Source organism: Streptomyces sp. NPDC052101, from assembly GCF_040680235.1.
In the GTDB taxonomy this organism is placed as follows: domain Bacteria; phylum Actinomycetota; class Actinomycetes; order Streptomycetales; family Streptomycetaceae; genus Streptomyces.
This window is the reverse complement of the sequence record NZ_JBFAWH010000008.1, coordinates 64,544-80,771: the sequence shown is the minus strand read 5'-3', so window position 1 is coordinate 80,771 and position 16,228 is coordinate 64,544. Positions and strand designations below refer to the sequence as shown.

Sequence of the window (16,228 nt, the reverse complement as noted above, 5' to 3'; positions counted from 1 at the left end):
GTGAATACATCCTCAAATCGGGGGCAATATGTCTGAAATGCCCGGCCTGGCAGAGGCTGACCAGGACTTTTCCGCTGTTCTCGCTGACTCTGGCGGACTTGACCGCTAGTCTCCGAGCAGTGGGGGCACCTCCCACGCCGTTAAGGCAGTGGGGGAGAACGGGCAGCGTGTTGCTCGTAGCTCCCCAGGTGTGGGGCGACTAGGTTCCTCACCGGTCCGTATCCGACAGTTCGACATCCGAGGTGACGTAGGCGTGGCTCTTCCGCCCCTTACCCCCGAACAGCGCGCAGCCGCGCTCGAAAAGGCCGCCGCGGCTCGCCGGGAGCGGGCCGAGGTCAAGAATCGACTCAAGCACTCCGGCGCCTCCCTGCACGAGGTCATCAAGCAGGGTCAGGAGAACGACGTCATCGGCAAGATGAAGGTCTCCGCGCTGCTCGAGTCGCTGCCCGGCGTGGGCAAGGTCCGCGCCAAGCAGATCATGGAGCGTCTGGGCATCTCCGAGAGCCGCCGTGTGCGCGGTCTCGGTTCCAACCAGATCGCTTCCCTGGAGCGTGAGTTCGGCAGCACCGGCTCCTGAGTCCGCCTCCCCGGCCGCGGGGAGTCGGACCGGGAGTCCCGGGCACTCCGGGATTGCTGGAATAATCGCTGCATGAGTGAACGTCCGCGGCTGACCGTGCTCTCCGGCCCCTCGGGGGTCGGCAAGAGCACGGTCGTCGCCCATATGCGCAAGGAACACCCCGAGGTCTGGCTCTCGGTGTCGGCCACCACCCGCAAGCCGCGCCCCGGCGAGCAGCACGGAGTCCACTACTTCTTCGTCACCGACGAGGAGATGGACAAGCTGATCGCCAACGGCGAACTGCTGGAATGGGCCGAGTTCGCCGGCAACCGCTACGGCACGCCCCGCGCGGCCGTGCTGGAGCGGCTGGAGAAGGGCGAGCCCGTCCTGCTGGAGATCGACCTCCAGGGCGCCCGGCAGGTGCGGGAGTCGATGGCCGAGGCCCAGCTGGTGTTCCTGGCTCCGCCCTCCTGGGAGGAGCTGGTGCGCAGACTGACCGGCCGGGGCACCGAGCCGCCCGAGGTCATCGAGCGCCGCCTGGAGGCGGCCAGGACCGAGCTGGCGGCCGAGCCGGAGTTCGATACGACCTTGGTCAACACCTCCGTCGAGGACGTGGCGCGTGAGCTGCTAGCCTTGATGGACGTTGTGTGATCACGACTGATCTTTTCCCCTCCATCGGAAGGTAGAGCGTGTCCTCTTCCATCACCGCGCCCGAGGGCATCATCAACCCGCCGATCGACGAGTTGCTTGAGGCCACCGACTCGAAGTACAGCCTCGTGATCTACGCCGCCAAGCGGGCCCGTCAGATCAACGCGTACTACTCCCAGCTCGGCGAGGGCCTCCTCGAGTACGTCGGTCCGCTCGTCGACACCCACGTCCACGAGAAGCCGCTCTCCATCGCCCTGCGCGAGATCAACGCGGGTCTGCTGACCTCCGAGGCCGTGGAAGGCCCGGCGCAGTAGTACTTTCATACTGCGATTGACTTATCCACAGGCCTGGCAGTCATGCTGCCGGGCCTGTGGTGTGTCATTGGTGGTGCAGGGTTCCGAGTCCGGGGAGTGAGCGTGGACAAGCCGAAGGTCGTGCTGGGGGTCAGCGGCGGCATCGCCGCGTACAAGGCCTGTGAGCTGCTGAGAAGGCTTACGGAGTCGGGCCATGACGTCCGCGTGGTGCCCACCGCCTCCGCGCTGCACTTCGTCGGTGCCGCGACCTGGTCCGCCCTGTCCGGCAACCCCGTCTCGACGGAGGTCTGGGACGACGTGCACGAGGTCCCGCACGTCCGCATCGGCCAGCAGGCCGACCTCGTCGTCGTCGCGCCCGCCACCGCCGACATGCTCGCCAAGGCCGCCCACGGCCTCGCCGATGACCTGCTGACCAACACGCTGCTGACCGCCCGCTGCCCGGTCGTCTTCGCGCCCGCCATGCACACCGAGATGTGGGAGCACCCGGCCACCCAGGAGAACGTGGCCACGCTGCGCCGCCGCGGCGCCGTCGTCATCGAGCCCGCCGTCGGCCGGCTCACCGGCGTCGACACCGGCAAGGGCCGGCTGCCCGACCCGGCGGAGATCTTCGAGGTCTGCCGCCGGGTGCTGGCCCGGGGCGTCGCCGAACCCGATCTCAACGGGCGGCACGTGGTCATCTCCGCCGGCGGCACCCGCGAGCCCCTCGACCCGGTCCGCTTCCTCGGCAACCGCTCCTCCGGCAAGCAGGGCTACGCCCTCGCCCGCACCGCCGCCGCCCGCGGCGCCCGGGTCACCCTGATCGCGGCCAACGCCGGCCTGCCCGACCCGGCGGGCGTGGACGTCGTACCGGTCGGCACGGCCGTCCAGCTGCGCGAGGCCGTCCTGAAGGCGGCGTCGGACGCCGACGCGGTCGTCATGGCCGCCGCCGTCGCCGACTTCCGCCCCGCGAGCTACGCCACCGGCAAGATCAAGAAGAAGGACGGTCAGGACCCCGCCCCGATCGTCCTGGTGCGGAATCCGGACATCCTCGCGGAGATCTCGGCCGATCGCACCCGCCCCGGCCAGGTGATCGTCGGCTTCGCCGCCGAGACCGACGACGTCCTCGCCAACGGCCGCACCAAGCTCGCCCGCAAGGGCTGCGACCTGCTCGTCGTCAACGAGGTGGGGGAGCGCAAGACCTTCGGTTCCGAGGAGAACGAGGCCGTGGTGCTGGGCGCCGACGGCAGCGAGACACTGGTGCCGCACGGCCCCAAGGAAGCCCTGGCCGACACCGTCTGGGACTTGGTCGCACGGCGGCTCGGCTGAGCCCGGCGCGGCCCCGGTGTGTCCCGGCCGGAAGCCCTTCGGCGTGTCCCGGCCGGGTCCCGAGGGCCGGTTGACGCCGGGCTCGAGGAACGATCAAATCGGGTGTGGCGGCCCTGGCCAGGCCGCCCGGCATTGTGCAGAATGCCCGTGCCGCAGGTCACAGCGCTCCCGAGAGGCGAGACGGTGGCCCATCGGCCGAGTGTGACCGATAAACTGTTCTCGGTCGACGCCGGGCGCAGCCCCGCGCGTCGTCCGCAAATGATCAGCCAGCAGCCGCTGCAACCACAGGGAGCGTTGTGTCCCGTCGCCTGTTCACCTCGGAGTCCGTGACCGAGGGTCACCCCGACAAGATCGCTGACCAGATCAGCGACACTATTCTCGACGCGCTTCTGCGCGAGGACCCGACCTCCCGGGTCGCCGTCGAGACGCTGATCACCACCGGCCTGGTGCATGTGGCCGGCGAGGTGACGACCAAGGCGTACGCGGACATCGCGACCCTGGTCCGTAACAAGATCCTCGAGATCGGTTACGACTCCTCCAAGAAGGGCTTCGACGGCGCCTCCTGCGGCGTGTCGGTGTCGATCGGCGCGCAGTCCCCGGACATCGCCCAGGGCGTCGACACGGCGTACGAGTCCCGGGTCGAAGGCGACGAGGACGAGCTGGACAAGCAGGGCGCCGGCGACCAGGGCCTGATGTTCGGCTACGCGTCCGACGAGACGCCGACCCTGATGCCGCTGCCGATCTTCCTGGCGCACCGCCTGTCGAAGCGGCTGTCCGAGGTCCGCAAGAACGGCACGATCCCCTACCTGCGCCCGGACGGCAAGACGCAGGTCACCATCGAGTACGACGGCGACAAGGCCGTCCGCCTGGACACGGTGGTCGTCTCCTCCCAGCACGCCTCCGACATCGACCTGGAGTCGCTGCTGGCGCCCGACATCCGCGAGTTCGTCGTGGAGCCGGAGCTGAAGGCGCTCCTGGACGAGGGCATCAAGCTGGACACCGAGGGCTACCGTCTGCTGGTGAACCCGACCGGTCGTTTCGAGATCGGCGGCCCGATGGGTGACGCGGGCCTGACCGGCCGCAAGATCATCATCGACACCTACGGCGGCATGGCCCGCCACGGCGGCGGCGCCTTCTCCGGCAAGGACCCGTCCAAGGTGGACCGCTCGGCGGCGTACGCGATGCGCTGGGTCGCCAAGAACGTGGTGGCGGCGGGCCTGGCCTCGCGGTGCGAGGTGCAGGTGGCGTACGCGATCGGCAAGGCCGAGCCGGTCGGTCTGTTCATCGAGACCTTCGGCACCGCCAAGGTCGACGCCGAGAAGATCGAGAAGGCGATCGACGAGGTCTTCGACCTCCGTCCGGCCGCGATCATCCGCGACCTCGACCTGCTCCGCCCGATCTACTCCCAGACGGCCGCCTACGGCCACTTCGGCCGCGAGCTGCCCGACTTCACCTGGGAGCGCACGGACCGCGTGGACGCCCTGCGCGCCGCCGTGGGCCTGTAAGCCCACCTGCCATCGCCGAGGCCCGGCCTCCCTTCGGGGGCCGGGCCTCGCGGCGTTGTCCCCGCTCAGCGAGCCGCCGCCCGCCGGATCCGGCGCAGCACGCGGTCCCCGGACACGGACGAACACCCCAAAAGGGACCATCATGGTCACCGGCCGCGTCACGATGGCATCCACGCCCACGGAGAGCCGGTCTCAGGGATCCTCCCGAAGGGCCTTGAGCGAGATGACGACCACGCACTGATGCGTGCCGGCGATGATCACCTCGCCGATGACCCGATGACCCGCTGCCCCGGACGGACCACGTCCTCCGGGTGGTCGATGCGCGACCAGGTCAGATCGGGGACACCGACGAAACCCGTGCCGGGGCCGGTGTGGGCCGGCGGGCTTCGGCTGTCAGTGGTGTTTGGTAAGAATGCAAGCGTGAGCAGCGAGAACGGGGCGTCCCGAGCGGACGAAGAAGGCGGGGCCGAAGGGGCGCCGCCGGAGCAGCTCGCGCTCATCCGGGAGAGCGTGCGCAAGGCGAAGACGCCCCGCGCCAAGCCGCGGACCTGGCGAGGGGCCGCGCTCGCCAAGGAGCTGCCCGTCGCCCGCGTCCTGGTCGACAAGGGCGTGCTGCACCTCGACCGGTACTTCGACTACGCGGTGCCCGAGGAACTGGACGCTCAGGCGCAGCCCGGGGTGCGGGTGCGGGTGCGCTTCGGGGCCGGGCGGCACCGGGTGTGTGAAGGGCGTCGCGAGGGCGGCGGGCTCATCGACGGGTTCCTTGTCGAGCGGCGGGCCGAGTCCGAGTACACCGGGCCGCTGGCCGCCCTGGCCCAGGTCGTCTCGCCGGAGCCGGTGCTGAGCGAGGAGCTGCTGGGGCTCGCGCGAGCCGTGGCCGACCGGTACGCCGGTAGCCTCGCCGATGTGCTCCAGCTGGCCGTGCCGCCGCGCAGCGCGCGCGCCGAGCAGCGGCCCTCGCCCGCGCCGCTGCCGCCGCCGAAGGCACCCGAGACGGCGTCCTGGCAACGGTACGAGCACGGCGGAGCGTTCCTGGAGGCGCTGGCCACCGGCGGATCGCCCAGGGCGGTCTGGAACGCGCTGCCGGGCCCGCAGTGGAGCGAGGAGCTGGCCCGCGCCGTCGCCGCCGCACTCGCCTCGGGACGCGGCGCCCTCGTCGTCGTACCGGACGGGCGGGCCGCCGCGCGCGTCGACGCCGCGCTCACCGCCCTGCTCGGCACGGGACGGCATGCGCTGCTCACCGCCGACGCCGGGCCCGAGAAGCGGTACGCGCAGTGGCTGGCGGTGCGCCGGGGATCCGTACGGGCCGTGGTCGGGACGCGCGCCGCCATGTTCGCGCCCGTGCAGGACCTGGGACTCGTCGCCATCTGGGACGACGGCGACGACAGCCACAGCGAGCAGCACGCCCCGCAGCCGCACGCGCGCGATGTGCTGCTGCTGCGCGCCGCGCTGGACAGGTGCGGCTTCCTGCTCGGCGGATTCGACTGCACCGTCGAGGCGGCCCAGCTGGTGGAGAGCGGCTGGGCCCGGCCGCTGGCCGCCGGCCGGGAGCAGGTGCGCCGGGCCGCACCCCTGGTCCGGACGGTCGGGGACGACGACCTCGCGCGCGACGAGGCGGCCCGCGCCGCCCGGCTGCCGACCCTCGCCTGGCAGACGGCCCGCGAGGGGCTGCGGCACGGACCGGTGCTGGTGCAGGTGCCCCGGCGCGGTTACGCGCCCCGCATGGCCTGCGCCCAGTGCCGGGCGCCCGCCCGCTGCCGGCACTGTTCAGGGCCCCTCCAGGGCCAGGACGCAGGGGTTCTCCGGTGCGACTGGTGCGGGCGCGAGGAGGGCGCCTGGCACTGCCCTGAGTGCGGCGGCTTCCGGCTGCGGGCCCAGATCGTGGGGGCGCGGCGGACGGCCGAGGAACTGGGGCGCGCCTTTCCCGCCGTCCCGGTGCGCACCTCGGGGCGTGAGCATGTGCTGGACACGGTGCCGGGCACGCCCGCGCTGGTCGTGAGCACACCGGGAGCCGAACCGGTCGCCGAGGGCGGCTACGCGGCGGCCCTGCTGCTGGACGGCTGGGCCATGCTCGTACGCCCCGACCTGCGGGCCGGCGAGGACGCGCTGCGTCGGTGGATCGCGGCGGGCGCGCTGGTACGGCCGCAGAGCGAGGGGGGCACGGTGGTCGTGGTGGCCGAGCCGACCCTGCGGCCCGTGCAGGCGCTGGTGCGCTGGGACCCCGTCGGGCACGCGGTGAGGGAGCTGGCCGAGCGCGCCGAGCTGGGCTTCCCACCGGTGTCGCGGATGGCGGCCGTGTCCGGGACGCCGGCCGCTGTGGCCGAGTTCCTGGCCTCGGTCGAACTGCCGCCGGCCGCCGAGGTGTTGGGGCCGGTGCCGGTGCCGACGCCGCCGCCCGGGCGGCCCCGCAGGCCAGGAGCGCCGCCACCGGGCGAGCACTGGGACCGGGCACTGGTTCGGGTACCGCCGGGCAGCGGGTCCGCGCTGGCCTCCGCACTGAAGACCGCCCAGGCCGCCCGCATGGCCCGGGGGAGCGGGGAGCCGGTACGGGTACGGATCGATCCGGCGGATATCGGGTGACGGGTGGTTTCCTGGGTGTTCTCCCACCCGGGCACTGCCCGTTCGTGTACTGCCCGTTTCCAGTCGGCCGAGACGCTGGACACCTCGGGGGTCGCCCTCCCGGACGGCACCGGGAGGGCAGGGGAGGCGTCAGCCGTTGCGCGGGCTGGGGAACGCCGTCGGGCGGGCGTCGTCGCGCAGGGCGGGGCTGCCCGCCGTCGGCTGCGTGGGCATCGAGCGGGCCGCGGGGACCGTCGGGACCGTGGGCAGGGCGGTGTTCACATTGAGCGTGCGGGTCCCGGAGGGCTCCGGGGCTCGCTCCGCCTCGGCGGCCGCCTGGGTCGCGGCGCGGCGGGCGCCGTAACGGCGGTGCACCGCCTGCTTGGTGACCCCGAGCGCCGAGCCCACCGCGTCCCACGAGAAGCCGAGTGAACGGTCGAAGTCCACGGCGGCCGTGACCAGGGTTTCGACACTGTCCCGGAGTTCCTGGGCAAGGCGCACCGTCGGGGCGGGGGCGCGTCCGTAGACGACGAAGCCTGTGGACGGGCCGGAGCGGCGCGGGCGGTAGACATTGCCCAGCTGGGCGGTGAGGGTGCGCAGCGCGTCCACCTGTCGGCGGACCCGCTCGATGTCCCGCACCAGCAAGTGCAGGCTGGCCCGGGCCTGGGCGTCGTGGGTTGCGTGGTCGGCCATGAACAAGCCTCTCGAACCGGCGTTGAAAGGAATCGGGCCGCGAAAGCGGCCCTGTGCGGTCAACTCTTTCTTGACCAACGCGTGTGCGCTCCCCGGGTCACGGGGTGGGGGCGTACGGGCATATGCGTACGCCGGTCGACCATCCGCGCGCCGCCCGCCGCGCAGGCGGCGGCGCGCGGGAGCGGGCCTGGTCATAGACTGGTGCGCTGCCCGTCCAACCCCCGCCCGAGAGGCCCGATCCCGCCCATGAAGCTTGTCTTCGCCGGTACCCCCGAGGTCGCAGTTCCCGCTCTGGACGCTCTGATCGCCTCCGGGCGGCATGAGGTGGCCGCCGTCGTCACGCGGCCCGACGCGCCGGCCGGACGCGGGCGCAGGCTGGTCGCGTCGCCCGTGGCCGAGCGGGCGGAGGAGGCCGGGATCGAGGTGCTCAAGCCCCTCAAGCCGCGGGACCCCGAGTTCCTGGAGCGGCTGAAGGAGATCGCCCCGGACTGCTGCCCGGTCGTCGCCTACGGCGCCCTGCTGCCCAGGGTCGCCCTCGACGTCCCGGTCCATGGCTGGGTCAATCTGCATTTCTCGCTGCTGCCGGCCTGGCGCGGGGCGGCTCCGGTGCAGCACGCCATCATGGCAGGCGACGAGATCACCGGCGCCTCCACCTTCCTCATCGAGGAGGGGCTGGACTCCGGGCCCGTCTACGGCACCGTGACCGAGACGATCCGGGCCACCGACACCAGCGGCGACCTGCTCACCCGGCTCGCCTTCGCCGGCGCCGGGCTGCTCGCCGCGACCATGGACGGCATCGAGGACGGCACCCTGAAGGCCGTACCGCAGCCGGCCGAGGGCGTCACCGCCGCGCCGAAGATCACTGTCGAGGACGCGCTCGTCGACTGGGCCGCGCCCGCGCTGCGCGTCGACCGGGTCGTGCGCGGCTGCACCCCGGCGCCCGGCGCCTGGACCACCTTCCGCGGCGAGCGGCTCAAGCTCATCCAGGTCACGCCCGTGCCCGAGCGCACCGACCTCGCGCCGGGACGGATGGCCGTCGGCAAGAACAGCGTGCACGTGGGCACCGGTTCGTACGCCGTCGAGCTGCTCTGGGTGCAGGCGCAGGGCAAGAAGCCGATGCGGGCGGCCGACTGGGCCCGCGGCGTGCGCATCACCGACAGCGAGACGCTCGGCGGCTGAGGCCCCGGCCGAAGGGGGCGGCTCGGTATCGACGTAGGCTGGAACCGCACCTCTTCCTCATATCCGGAGCACCTTTTTCGTGAGCGAGCAGTCCCGGCGGCCGAACCGGCCCGCCAAGCCCTACCGTCGTCCGCAGAAGGACCCCGTCCGCATCCTGGCCTTCGAGGCGCTGCGCGCGGTCGACGAACGGGACGCGTACGCCAACCTCGTACTGCCGCCGCTGCTGCGCAAGGCCCGGGAGAAGGGCGACTTCGACGCGCGGGACGCCGCTCTCGCCACCGAGCTGGTGTACGGCACGCTGCGCCGGCAGGGGACGTACGACGCGGTGATCGCCGCCTGTGTCGACCGGCCGCTGCGCGAGGTCGACCCGCCGGTGCTCGATGTGCTCAGTCTCGGCGCGCATCAGCTGCTCGGGACGCGGATCCCGACCCACGCCGCTGTGTCCGCCTCCGTCGAACTGGCGCGGGTGGTGCTCGGCGACGGGCGGGCCAAGTTCGTCAACGCCGTGCTGCGCAAGGTCGCGCAGCACGATCTCGACGGATGGCTGGAGAAGGTCGCGCCGCCCTACGACGAGGATCCCGAGGATCACCTCGCCGTCGTCCACTCGCATCCCCGCTGGGTCGTCTCCGCGCTCTGGGACTCCCTCGGCGGCGGGCGCGCCGGTATCGAGGACCTGCTGGAGGCCGACAACGAACGGCCCGAGGTGACCCTGGTCGCACGGCCGGGGCGGGCCACCACCGAGGAGCTGCTGCGCGAGGACGCCGCCGTACCCGGACGCTGGTCGCCGTACGCCGTGCGGCTCGCCGAGGGCGGCGAGCCGGGCGCGGTCGAGGCGGTGCGCGAGGGGCGGGCCGGCGTGCAGGACGAGGGCAGCCAGCTGGTCGCCCTCGCGCTCGCCAACGCGCCCCTGGAGGGCTCCGACAGCGCGTGGCTGGACGGGTGTGCCGGGCCCGGCGGCAAGGCCGCGCTGCTGGCCGCCCTCGCCGCCGAGCGGGGCGCCACGCTGCTCGCCTCCGAGAAGCAGCCGCACCGGGCGGGGCTGGTCGCCCGGGCACTGGCCGGCAACCCGGGGCCGTACCAGGTCATCGCCGCCGACGGGACCCGGCCGCCGTGGCGGCCCGGCACCTTCGACCGGGTGCTGATGGACGTGCCGTGCACCGGGCTCGGTGCCCTGCGCCGGCGCCCCGAGGCCCGCTGGCGGCGCCGCCCGGAGGACCTGGAGAACTTCGCGCCGCTGCAGCGCGCCCTGCTGCACACCGCGCTCGACTCGGTGCGCGTCGGCGGGATCGTCGGTTACGCGACCTGCTCGCCGCACCTCGCCGAGACCCGCGCGGTCGTCGCCGACGTCCTCAAGCAGCGCCCGCAGACGGAGCTGATCGACGCCCGTCCGCTGCTGCCGGGCGTCCCGGCGCTCGGCGAGGGGCCGGACCTGCAGCTGTGGCCGCATCTGCACGGCACGGACGCCATGTACCTGGCCCTGATCCGCAGAACGGGCTGAAACACCGCTGGGGGCAGCGCCCCGCAAGGGGCCCGGAGAACTGCGCGACCGGCCCCCACCGGCCCGCGGACGACGCACAACCTCAAGGGACCGCCGTTACTGCCAAGCGCAGCGGCATGGCAGGCTTGGGGCATGGCCGCACAGATCAACCCCAGCATCCTGTCCGCCGACTTCGCCAGACTCGCGGAGGAGGCCAAGGCGGTCCAGGGCGCCGACTGGCTCCATGTCGACGTCATGGACAACCACTTCGTCCCGAACCTCACGCTCGGTGTGCCGGTCGTGGAGTCCCTGGCCCGTGCGACGGACACCCCGCTGGACTGCCACCTGATGATCGAGGACCCCGACCGCTGGGCGCCCCAGTACGTCGAGGCGGGGGCCTCCTCGGTCACCTTCCATGTGGAGGCGGCCGCCGCTCCTGTGCGACTCGCCCGGGAGATCCGCGCCAAGGGTGCCCGCGCCTCCATGGCGCTCAAGCCGGCGACGCCGATCGAGCCGTTCGAGGACCTTCTCCCGGAACTGGACATGCTGCTGATCATGACGGTCGAGCCCGGCTTCGGCGGCCAGGCGTTCCTCGACATCATGCTGCCGAAGATCCGCCGCACCCGTGAGCTGATCGGCAAGCACGGTCTTCAGCTGTGGCTGCAGGTGGACGGCGGTGTCTCGGCCTCGACGATCGAGCGGTGCGCGGACGCGGGAGCGGATGTGTTCGTCGCAGGCTCGGCCGTGTACGGCGCGCAGGACCCGGCCGAAGCGGTACGGGCACTGCGCAGCCAGGCGGAGGCCGCGACCGCCAAGGCATCCTGGGCATGCGACCACTGAGCCCGGCATGCGACCACTGAGCCACGGCTACATGAACGGTTAAGTGAACGGCCCCTATCAGGGCGGATCCGTAGCGCCGAATCTGCAAGGATGAACGGCGAATCCAGAGTGTGAACAGCAGTGAGGAGATCGCCGTGTCGGGTATGTCGGCGGGCCGGTCAGCCATGCGGATGGGACCCGCAGAGCTGGTGCAGGCGGCGGCCATGGCCCGCCGCTTCTACCTCGAGGGCAAGTCCAAGATCCAGATCGCTGAGGAGTTCGGCGTCAGCCGCTTCAAGGTGGCCCGGGTCCTGGAGACGGCTCTCGAACGGGATCTCGTACGCATCGAGATCCGCGTCCCGGCCGAGCTGGACGCCGAGCGCTCCGACGCGCTCCGCGCCCGCTACGGCCTGAGGCACGCAGTCGTGGTCGAGTCCCCGGCCGAGGCCGAGGAGACCCCCGACCCCGAGAACCTCGGCGAGGTCGCCGCCGACCTGCTCGGCGAGCTGGTCAACGAGGGCGACGTGCTGGGGCTGGCCTGGGGCCGGTCCACCATCCACATGGCGGCGGCGCTCGACCGGCTGCCGCCGTGCACGGTCGTGCAGCTGACGGGGGTGTACGACGCAGGGACCTCGGAGCGCGGCTCGGTCGAGGCCGTGCGCCGTGCCGCCCAGGTCTCGGGCGGCGACGCCCACCCGATCTACGCGCCGATGCTGCTGCCGGACGCGGCCACCGCGGCGGCGCTGCGTAACCAGACCGGGATCGCCCGGGCCTTCGAGTACTTCGACAAGGTCACGGTCGCCTGCGTCTCCATCGGTTCCTGGGAGCCGGGCATCTCGACGGTGCACGACATGCTCAGCGACGAGGAACGGGCGCACTACGCCTCGCTGGGCGTGGCCGCCGAGATGGCCGCGCACCTTTTCGACGCCGACGGGCGCCGGATCGGGCGTGACCTGGGGGAGCGCTGCATCACGGTCAAGGCCGACCAGCTGCGCCGTATCCCGGAGGTCGTGGCCATCGCCGGCGGGCAGCGCAAGGCGTCCGCGATCGACGCGGTGCTGCGGTCCGGGCTGGTCACCAGCCTGGTCACGGACACCTCGGCCGCGGACTACCTGATGACGGCCGGCCCGACCCCGAAGCCGGCCCTCAGCCGAGCGGACCCGGACGGGATCTGACAGGCCCCGTGGCCGTGCCGCGGGGCGGCCCCTCGGCGGGCCGGGGCGGGGCAGGGCTACGACGGCCGAGACGGGGCAGGTGAGCCGGGCATGGCCCTTACTGCTGACGGTGGCTGATGAGCCGGGCATGGCCACTCACGGCCGACCGCGGTGGGTGGGCCCGGCATGGCGCTCACGGCTGACCGCAGCGGGTGAGCCGGGGTGGTGTCTCGCGTCCGACCGGGCGGTTTGGCCGGGCGTGGCGGGTCGGGCGCTGGCTTGGTCGGGCGGGGGTGTCGGGGCCGGTGGGGGTAAGTGGGCTGAGCGTGGCCACTCACGTCTGACCGCGGCGGGTGAGCCGGGGGTGGTGTCTCGCGTCCGGCCGGGCGGTTTGGCCGGGCGTGGTGAGTCGGGCTCTGGCCGCGTCGGGTGGGTCGGCCGTGGCGTGTCGGGGCCGGTGGGTAAGTACTCACGGCCGACCGTGGCAGGTGAGCCGGGGGTGGTGTCTCGCGTCCGACCGGGCGGCTTGGCCAGGCGTGGTGAGTCGGGCCCTGGCCGGGTCGGGCGTGGCATGTCGAGGCCGGTCGGGGCAAGTGGGTTGAGCGGGGCGGGTCGGGAGCGGCCAGGTCGGCGACCCGAGGCCGCCGGGACAGGACATGGTTGTCAGGGTGTTGTCGGTCGTCGCCTCGCCTGCCCCTCGTCAAACGGCGACGCGGGTCGTGACAAGACGACGCGGGCCCTCGCGGATCACGGCGCGGTGCGCCGGATCGCGGCCGAGCCCGGCCCGGTGCGACGGGCCGCTGCGGGTCGTCGCGCCGACGGGGCAGGACGGGCGTGGCAGCATCATCGGCATGCTGCCGCAGTTCGTCCCCCACAGGCCAAGGCGGTCCCGCACGCCGCACCTCAGCCCCGGGCGGTCCCGAGAGCCGCGCCCTGCTCCCAGGGCCTCGCTTACGCCGCCCCCCAGCCCCAGGCGGCTCCGAGAGCCGCGTCCCGCCCCCAGGGCCTCGCTTACGCCGCCCTCTAGCCCCGGGCGGTCCCGAGAGCCGCGTCCCGCTCCGAGAGCCTCGCTTACGCCGCCCTCTAGCGGGCGGTCCCGAGAGCCGCGTCCCGCTCCGAGAGCCTCGCTTACGCCGCCCCCCAGCCCAGGGCGGCCTCGAGAGCTGCGTCTCGCTCTCAGGGCCTTTCTCACGCCGCCCCCCAGCCCCAGGCGGCTCCGAGAGCCGCGTCCCGCTCGCAGGGCCTTGCTCACGCCGCCCCCTGGCCCCGGGCGGTCCCGATTGCCGCGTCCCGCTCCCAGGGCCTCGCTCACGGCGCATTTCACTCCCGCTCCCGGAGCTTCGCCGGTGCCGCGTCCCGCTGCCGGGCGGGCCCTCGGGCTGCGCCGGGTGCTCGTGGGGCTGCTGGCCCTCGTGGTTGCCGTACTGCTCGCGGGGTGTTCGTCCGCGGGGAGTCCGGGAGGGGGATCCGGTGTCGGGGGGTCGCGTCCGGCCGGTACGGGTGCGTCCGCCCCGGCGTGGGCGCACGGCATGGGCACGGTCAGGGAGGCCCAGCTGCCGGCCGAGGCCCGCAGGACGCTCGCCCTCATCGACAAGGGCGGCCCCTTCCCGTACGCCAAGGACGGCGTCGTCTTCGGGAACCACGAAGGCCGGCTGCCCGGGCATCAGCGCGGCTACTACCACGAGTACACGGTCACCACACCCGGCTCACGCGACCGCGGGGCCCGGCGCATCGTCACCGGGCAGAGCGGGGAGATCTACTACACCGATGATCACTACAACTCCTTCCGGGCGGTACTGAGATGACCGAAGACCTGACAGGGCGGCTCGTCGTGACGCTGGACCTCGACGGTGTCACCGACAAGGCCGGGCTGATGGACCGCACCGCGCGGGCGCTGACGCTGCCCGACTGGTTCGGCCGTAACTGGGACGCGCTGGCCGACTCCCTCTCCGACCACACCGTCTGGCCCGACGGGGCCGTGGAGCAGGGACTGCTGATCGTCGTGCGCGGCTGGCGGTCGTACGCCGAGGCGGAGCCGGGCGAGTGGCGGACGGCCCAGGAGGTGTTCGCCGAGGCGGTGGACCGGACGCCCACGCTCGCCGTCGTGCTGGCCCTGGGCGATCCGCGGCGGCTTGGAGGATCCTCCTAGGTGATCGGCGGTCACCCTGGATGTTTCGTCGGGGTATGACAGCGGCCCCGACATGGGAGAATGAAGTACGTGCTCTTTCCCCTTGGCACACCTGTCCGGGGGTCACTTCTGAACGACTGGGATGTGCAGCACGTGCGTTTCCTCAATGACATCCAGCCCGCGTACGACCTGACGTACGACGACGTTTTCATGGTGCCGAGCCGCTCCGCGGTCGGATCGCGTCAGGGCGTGGACCTCAGCTCGCCGGACGGCACGGGCACCACCATCCCGCTCGTCGTCGCAAACATGACCGCCATCGCCGGCCGCCGCATGGCCGAGACCATGGCCCGCCGCGGTGGCCTGGTGGTCATCCCGCAGGACATCCCGATCGACGTCGTCACCGACGTGGTCTCCTGGGTGAAGAGCCGCCACCTGGTGCTCGACACGCCGATCGTCCTCGCCCCGCACCAGACCGTCGCCGACGCGCTCGCGCTGCTGCCCAAGCGGGCCCACAACGCCGGTGTGGTCGTCGACGAGAACCAGCGGCCCGTCGGTGTCGTCACCGACCAGGACCTGACCGGCGTCGACCGCTTCACGCAGCTCGAAGTCGTCATGTCCAAGGACCTGCTGCTGCTCGACGCCGACATCGACCCGCGCGAGGCCTTCAACCGGCTGGACGCGGCCAACCGCCGCTACGCCCCGGCCGTCGACAAGGACGGCAAGCTGGCCGGCATCCTCACCCGCAAGGGCGCCCTGCGCGCCACGCTGTACACGCCGGCCGTCGACGCGCAGGGCAAGCTGCGCATCGCCGCCGCCGTCGGCATCAACGGCGATGTGGCGGGCAAGGCCAAGCAGCTGCTCGACGCGGGCGTGGACACGCTCGTCATCGACACCGCGCACGGCCACCAGGAGTCGATGATCAGCGCCATCAAGCTGGTGCGCGCCCTCGACCCGCAGGTGCCGATCGTCGCGGGCAACATCGTCTCCGCCGAGGGCGTCAAGGATCTCGTCGACGCCGGTGCGGACATCATCAAGGTCGGTGTCGGCCCCGGCGCCATGTGCACCACCCGCATGATGACCGGTGTGGGCCGGCCGCAGTTCTCCGCGGTGCTGGAGTGCGCCGCCGAGGCGAAGAAGTACGGCAAGCACGTGTGGGCCGACGGCGGTGTCCGGCACCCGCGCGACGTGGCGATGGCCCTCGCGGCCGGTGCGTCCAACGTGATGGTCGGCTCCTGGTTCGCGGGCACGTACGAATCGCCGGGCGACCTCCAGCACGACGCCAACGGGCGTGCCTACAAGGAGTCCTTCGGCATGGCGTCCGCGCGCGCGGTGGCCAACCGCACGTCGGAGGAGTCGGCCTACGACCGCGCCCGCAAGGCGCTGTTCGAGGAGGGCATCTCCCACTCCCGCATGTTCCTCGACCCGGCCCGCCCGGGCGTCGAGGACCTGATCGACTCGATCATCGCGGGTGTCCGCTCCTCCTGCACCTACGCCGGCGCCGGCTCCCTGGAGGAGTTCGCCGAGAAGGCCATCGTCGGCATCCAGAGCGCCGCCGGCTACGCCGAGGGCAAGCCGCTGCACGCCAGCTGGAGCTGACCGGCGCGACACGTCCGTACGGCCCCCGTTCCTCTCCCCGTGAGGGAGGAGCGGGGGCCGTCGGCGTATCCGGGCACAGGGGGTGCGCGCAGGCGGCGGTGAGGTGGCTGTGCAACGGTCGGCAGCCCGGGCGCAACGATTTGTCATTCCGGTCCGATGAACGCAATGATCATCCGGGGACGCGCAAGGTTGCTGCATTACGCCCGTGAAGGCCTGACTCATAGGGTGCTCGTCTGTACGTGGCGTGGCGGGGACTCCGCTCGGTGGTTCCTGCCCTCGCAGGGCTGCCCCGGTC

14 protein-coding genes and 1 pseudogene are annotated in these 16,228 nt (G+C 72.5%); 13 read left to right on the top strand and 2 right to left on the bottom strand.

Annotated elements, in window-relative coordinates; genetic code table 11:
* Window positions 1-253 precede the first annotated feature (253 nt).
* From AB0L75_RS16625 to AB0L75_RS16600, 6 genes and pseudogenes are all read left to right on the top strand, one after another.
* On the top strand, window positions 254-577 hold the full coding sequence (locus tag AB0L75_RS16625) for an integration host factor (RefSeq protein WP_003977346.1): 324 nt from the start codon (window positions 254-256) through the stop codon (window positions 575-577).
* 39 nt (window positions 578-616) lie between these two features.
* Window positions 617-1,207 (top strand): annotated as a pseudogene (gene gmk, locus AB0L75_RS16620) (guanylate kinase); the annotation flags it as partial.
* 38 nt (window positions 1,208-1,245) lie between these two features.
* Entirely contained in the window at window positions 1,246-1,518 is a 273-nt protein-coding gene (gene rpoZ, locus AB0L75_RS16615; protein ID WP_003982715.1) for a DNA-directed RNA polymerase subunit omega, read from the top strand.
* A 102-nt stretch (window positions 1,519-1,620) separates the two neighbouring features.
* Window positions 1,621-2,823, top strand: coding sequence for a bifunctional phosphopantothenoylcysteine decarboxylase/phosphopantothenate--cysteine ligase CoaBC (gene coaBC, locus AB0L75_RS16610; protein ID WP_365181371.1), 1,203 nt, complete (start codon window positions 1,621-1,623; stop codon window positions 2,821-2,823).
* Between the two features lie 296 nt (window positions 2,824-3,119).
* Window positions 3,120-4,328 carry a methionine adenosyltransferase gene (metK, locus tag AB0L75_RS16605; RefSeq protein ID WP_365181370.1) on the top strand — a complete coding sequence of 403 codons (1,209 nt, stop codon included), beginning with the start codon at window positions 3,120-3,122 and terminating at the stop codon, window positions 4,326-4,328.
* A gap of 420 nt (window positions 4,329-4,748) precedes the next feature.
* The gene (locus AB0L75_RS16600; protein WP_365181368.1) at window positions 4,749-6,908 is read left to right on the top strand and encodes a primosomal protein N'; all 2,160 of its coding nucleotides are present in this window, start codon (window positions 4,749-4,751) and stop codon (window positions 6,906-6,908) included.
* Window positions 6,909-7,037: 129 nt separating this feature from the next.
* Here AB0L75_RS16600 and AB0L75_RS16595 read toward each other — a convergent pair whose 3' ends face one another.
* Window positions 7,038-7,580 (bottom strand): hypothetical protein, encoded by a 543-nt coding sequence (locus AB0L75_RS16595; protein WP_365181366.1) that lies wholly within the window; start codon window positions 7,578-7,580, stop codon window positions 7,038-7,040.
* Between the two features lie 246 nt (window positions 7,581-7,826).
* Between AB0L75_RS16595 and fmt the strand changes: the two genes are divergently transcribed.
* The 4 genes from fmt (at window position 7,827) to AB0L75_RS16575 (ending at window position 12,230) form a co-directional block, all read left to right on the top strand.
* Window positions 7,827-8,759: a methionyl-tRNA formyltransferase gene (gene fmt, locus AB0L75_RS16590; RefSeq protein ID WP_365181364.1), complete on the top strand. Its 933-nt coding sequence runs from the start codon at window positions 7,827-7,829 to the stop codon at window positions 8,757-8,759.
* Between the two features lie 79 nt (window positions 8,760-8,838).
* Complete coding sequence (locus AB0L75_RS16585) at window positions 8,839-10,257, top strand: transcription antitermination factor NusB (RefSeq protein ID WP_365181362.1); 1,419 nt, start codon at window positions 8,839-8,841, stop codon at window positions 10,255-10,257.
* Window positions 10,258-10,389: 132 nt separating this feature from the next.
* Complete coding sequence (gene rpe / locus AB0L75_RS16580) at window positions 10,390-11,076, top strand: ribulose-phosphate 3-epimerase (protein WP_365181361.1); 687 nt, start codon at window positions 10,390-10,392, stop codon at window positions 11,074-11,076.
* 110 nt (window positions 11,077-11,186) lie between these two features.
* Entirely contained in the window at window positions 11,187-12,230 is a 1,044-nt protein-coding gene (locus AB0L75_RS16575) for a sugar-binding domain-containing protein (RefSeq protein ID WP_365181359.1), read from the top strand.
* A 679-nt stretch (window positions 12,231-12,909) separates the two neighbouring features.
* Here the strand turns inward: AB0L75_RS16575 and AB0L75_RS16570 are convergent.
* Window positions 12,910-13,104, bottom strand: coding sequence for a hypothetical protein (locus AB0L75_RS16570; RefSeq protein WP_365181357.1), 195 nt, complete (start codon window positions 13,102-13,104; stop codon window positions 12,910-12,912).
* Between the two features lie 451 nt (window positions 13,105-13,555).
* Between AB0L75_RS16570 and AB0L75_RS16565 the strand changes: the two genes are divergently transcribed.
* The 3 genes from AB0L75_RS16565 (at window position 13,556) to AB0L75_RS16555 (ending at window position 15,933) form a co-directional block, all read left to right on the top strand.
* Window positions 13,556-14,014 (top strand): ribonuclease domain-containing protein, encoded by a 459-nt coding sequence (locus AB0L75_RS16565; RefSeq protein ID WP_365181355.1) that lies wholly within the window; start codon window positions 13,556-13,558, stop codon window positions 14,012-14,014.
* The gene (locus tag AB0L75_RS16560; RefSeq protein WP_365181353.1) at window positions 14,011-14,358 is read left to right on the top strand and encodes a barstar family protein; all 348 of its coding nucleotides are present in this window, start codon (window positions 14,011-14,013) and stop codon (window positions 14,356-14,358) included. The genes AB0L75_RS16565 and AB0L75_RS16560 overlap by 4 nt, the downstream gene beginning before the upstream one ends.
* A 132-nt stretch (window positions 14,359-14,490) precedes the next feature.
* Window positions 14,491-15,933 (top strand): GuaB1 family IMP dehydrogenase-related protein, encoded by a 1,443-nt coding sequence (locus AB0L75_RS16555; protein WP_365181351.1) that lies wholly within the window; start codon window positions 14,491-14,493, stop codon window positions 15,931-15,933.
* Window positions 15,934-16,228: the final 295 nt, after the last annotated feature.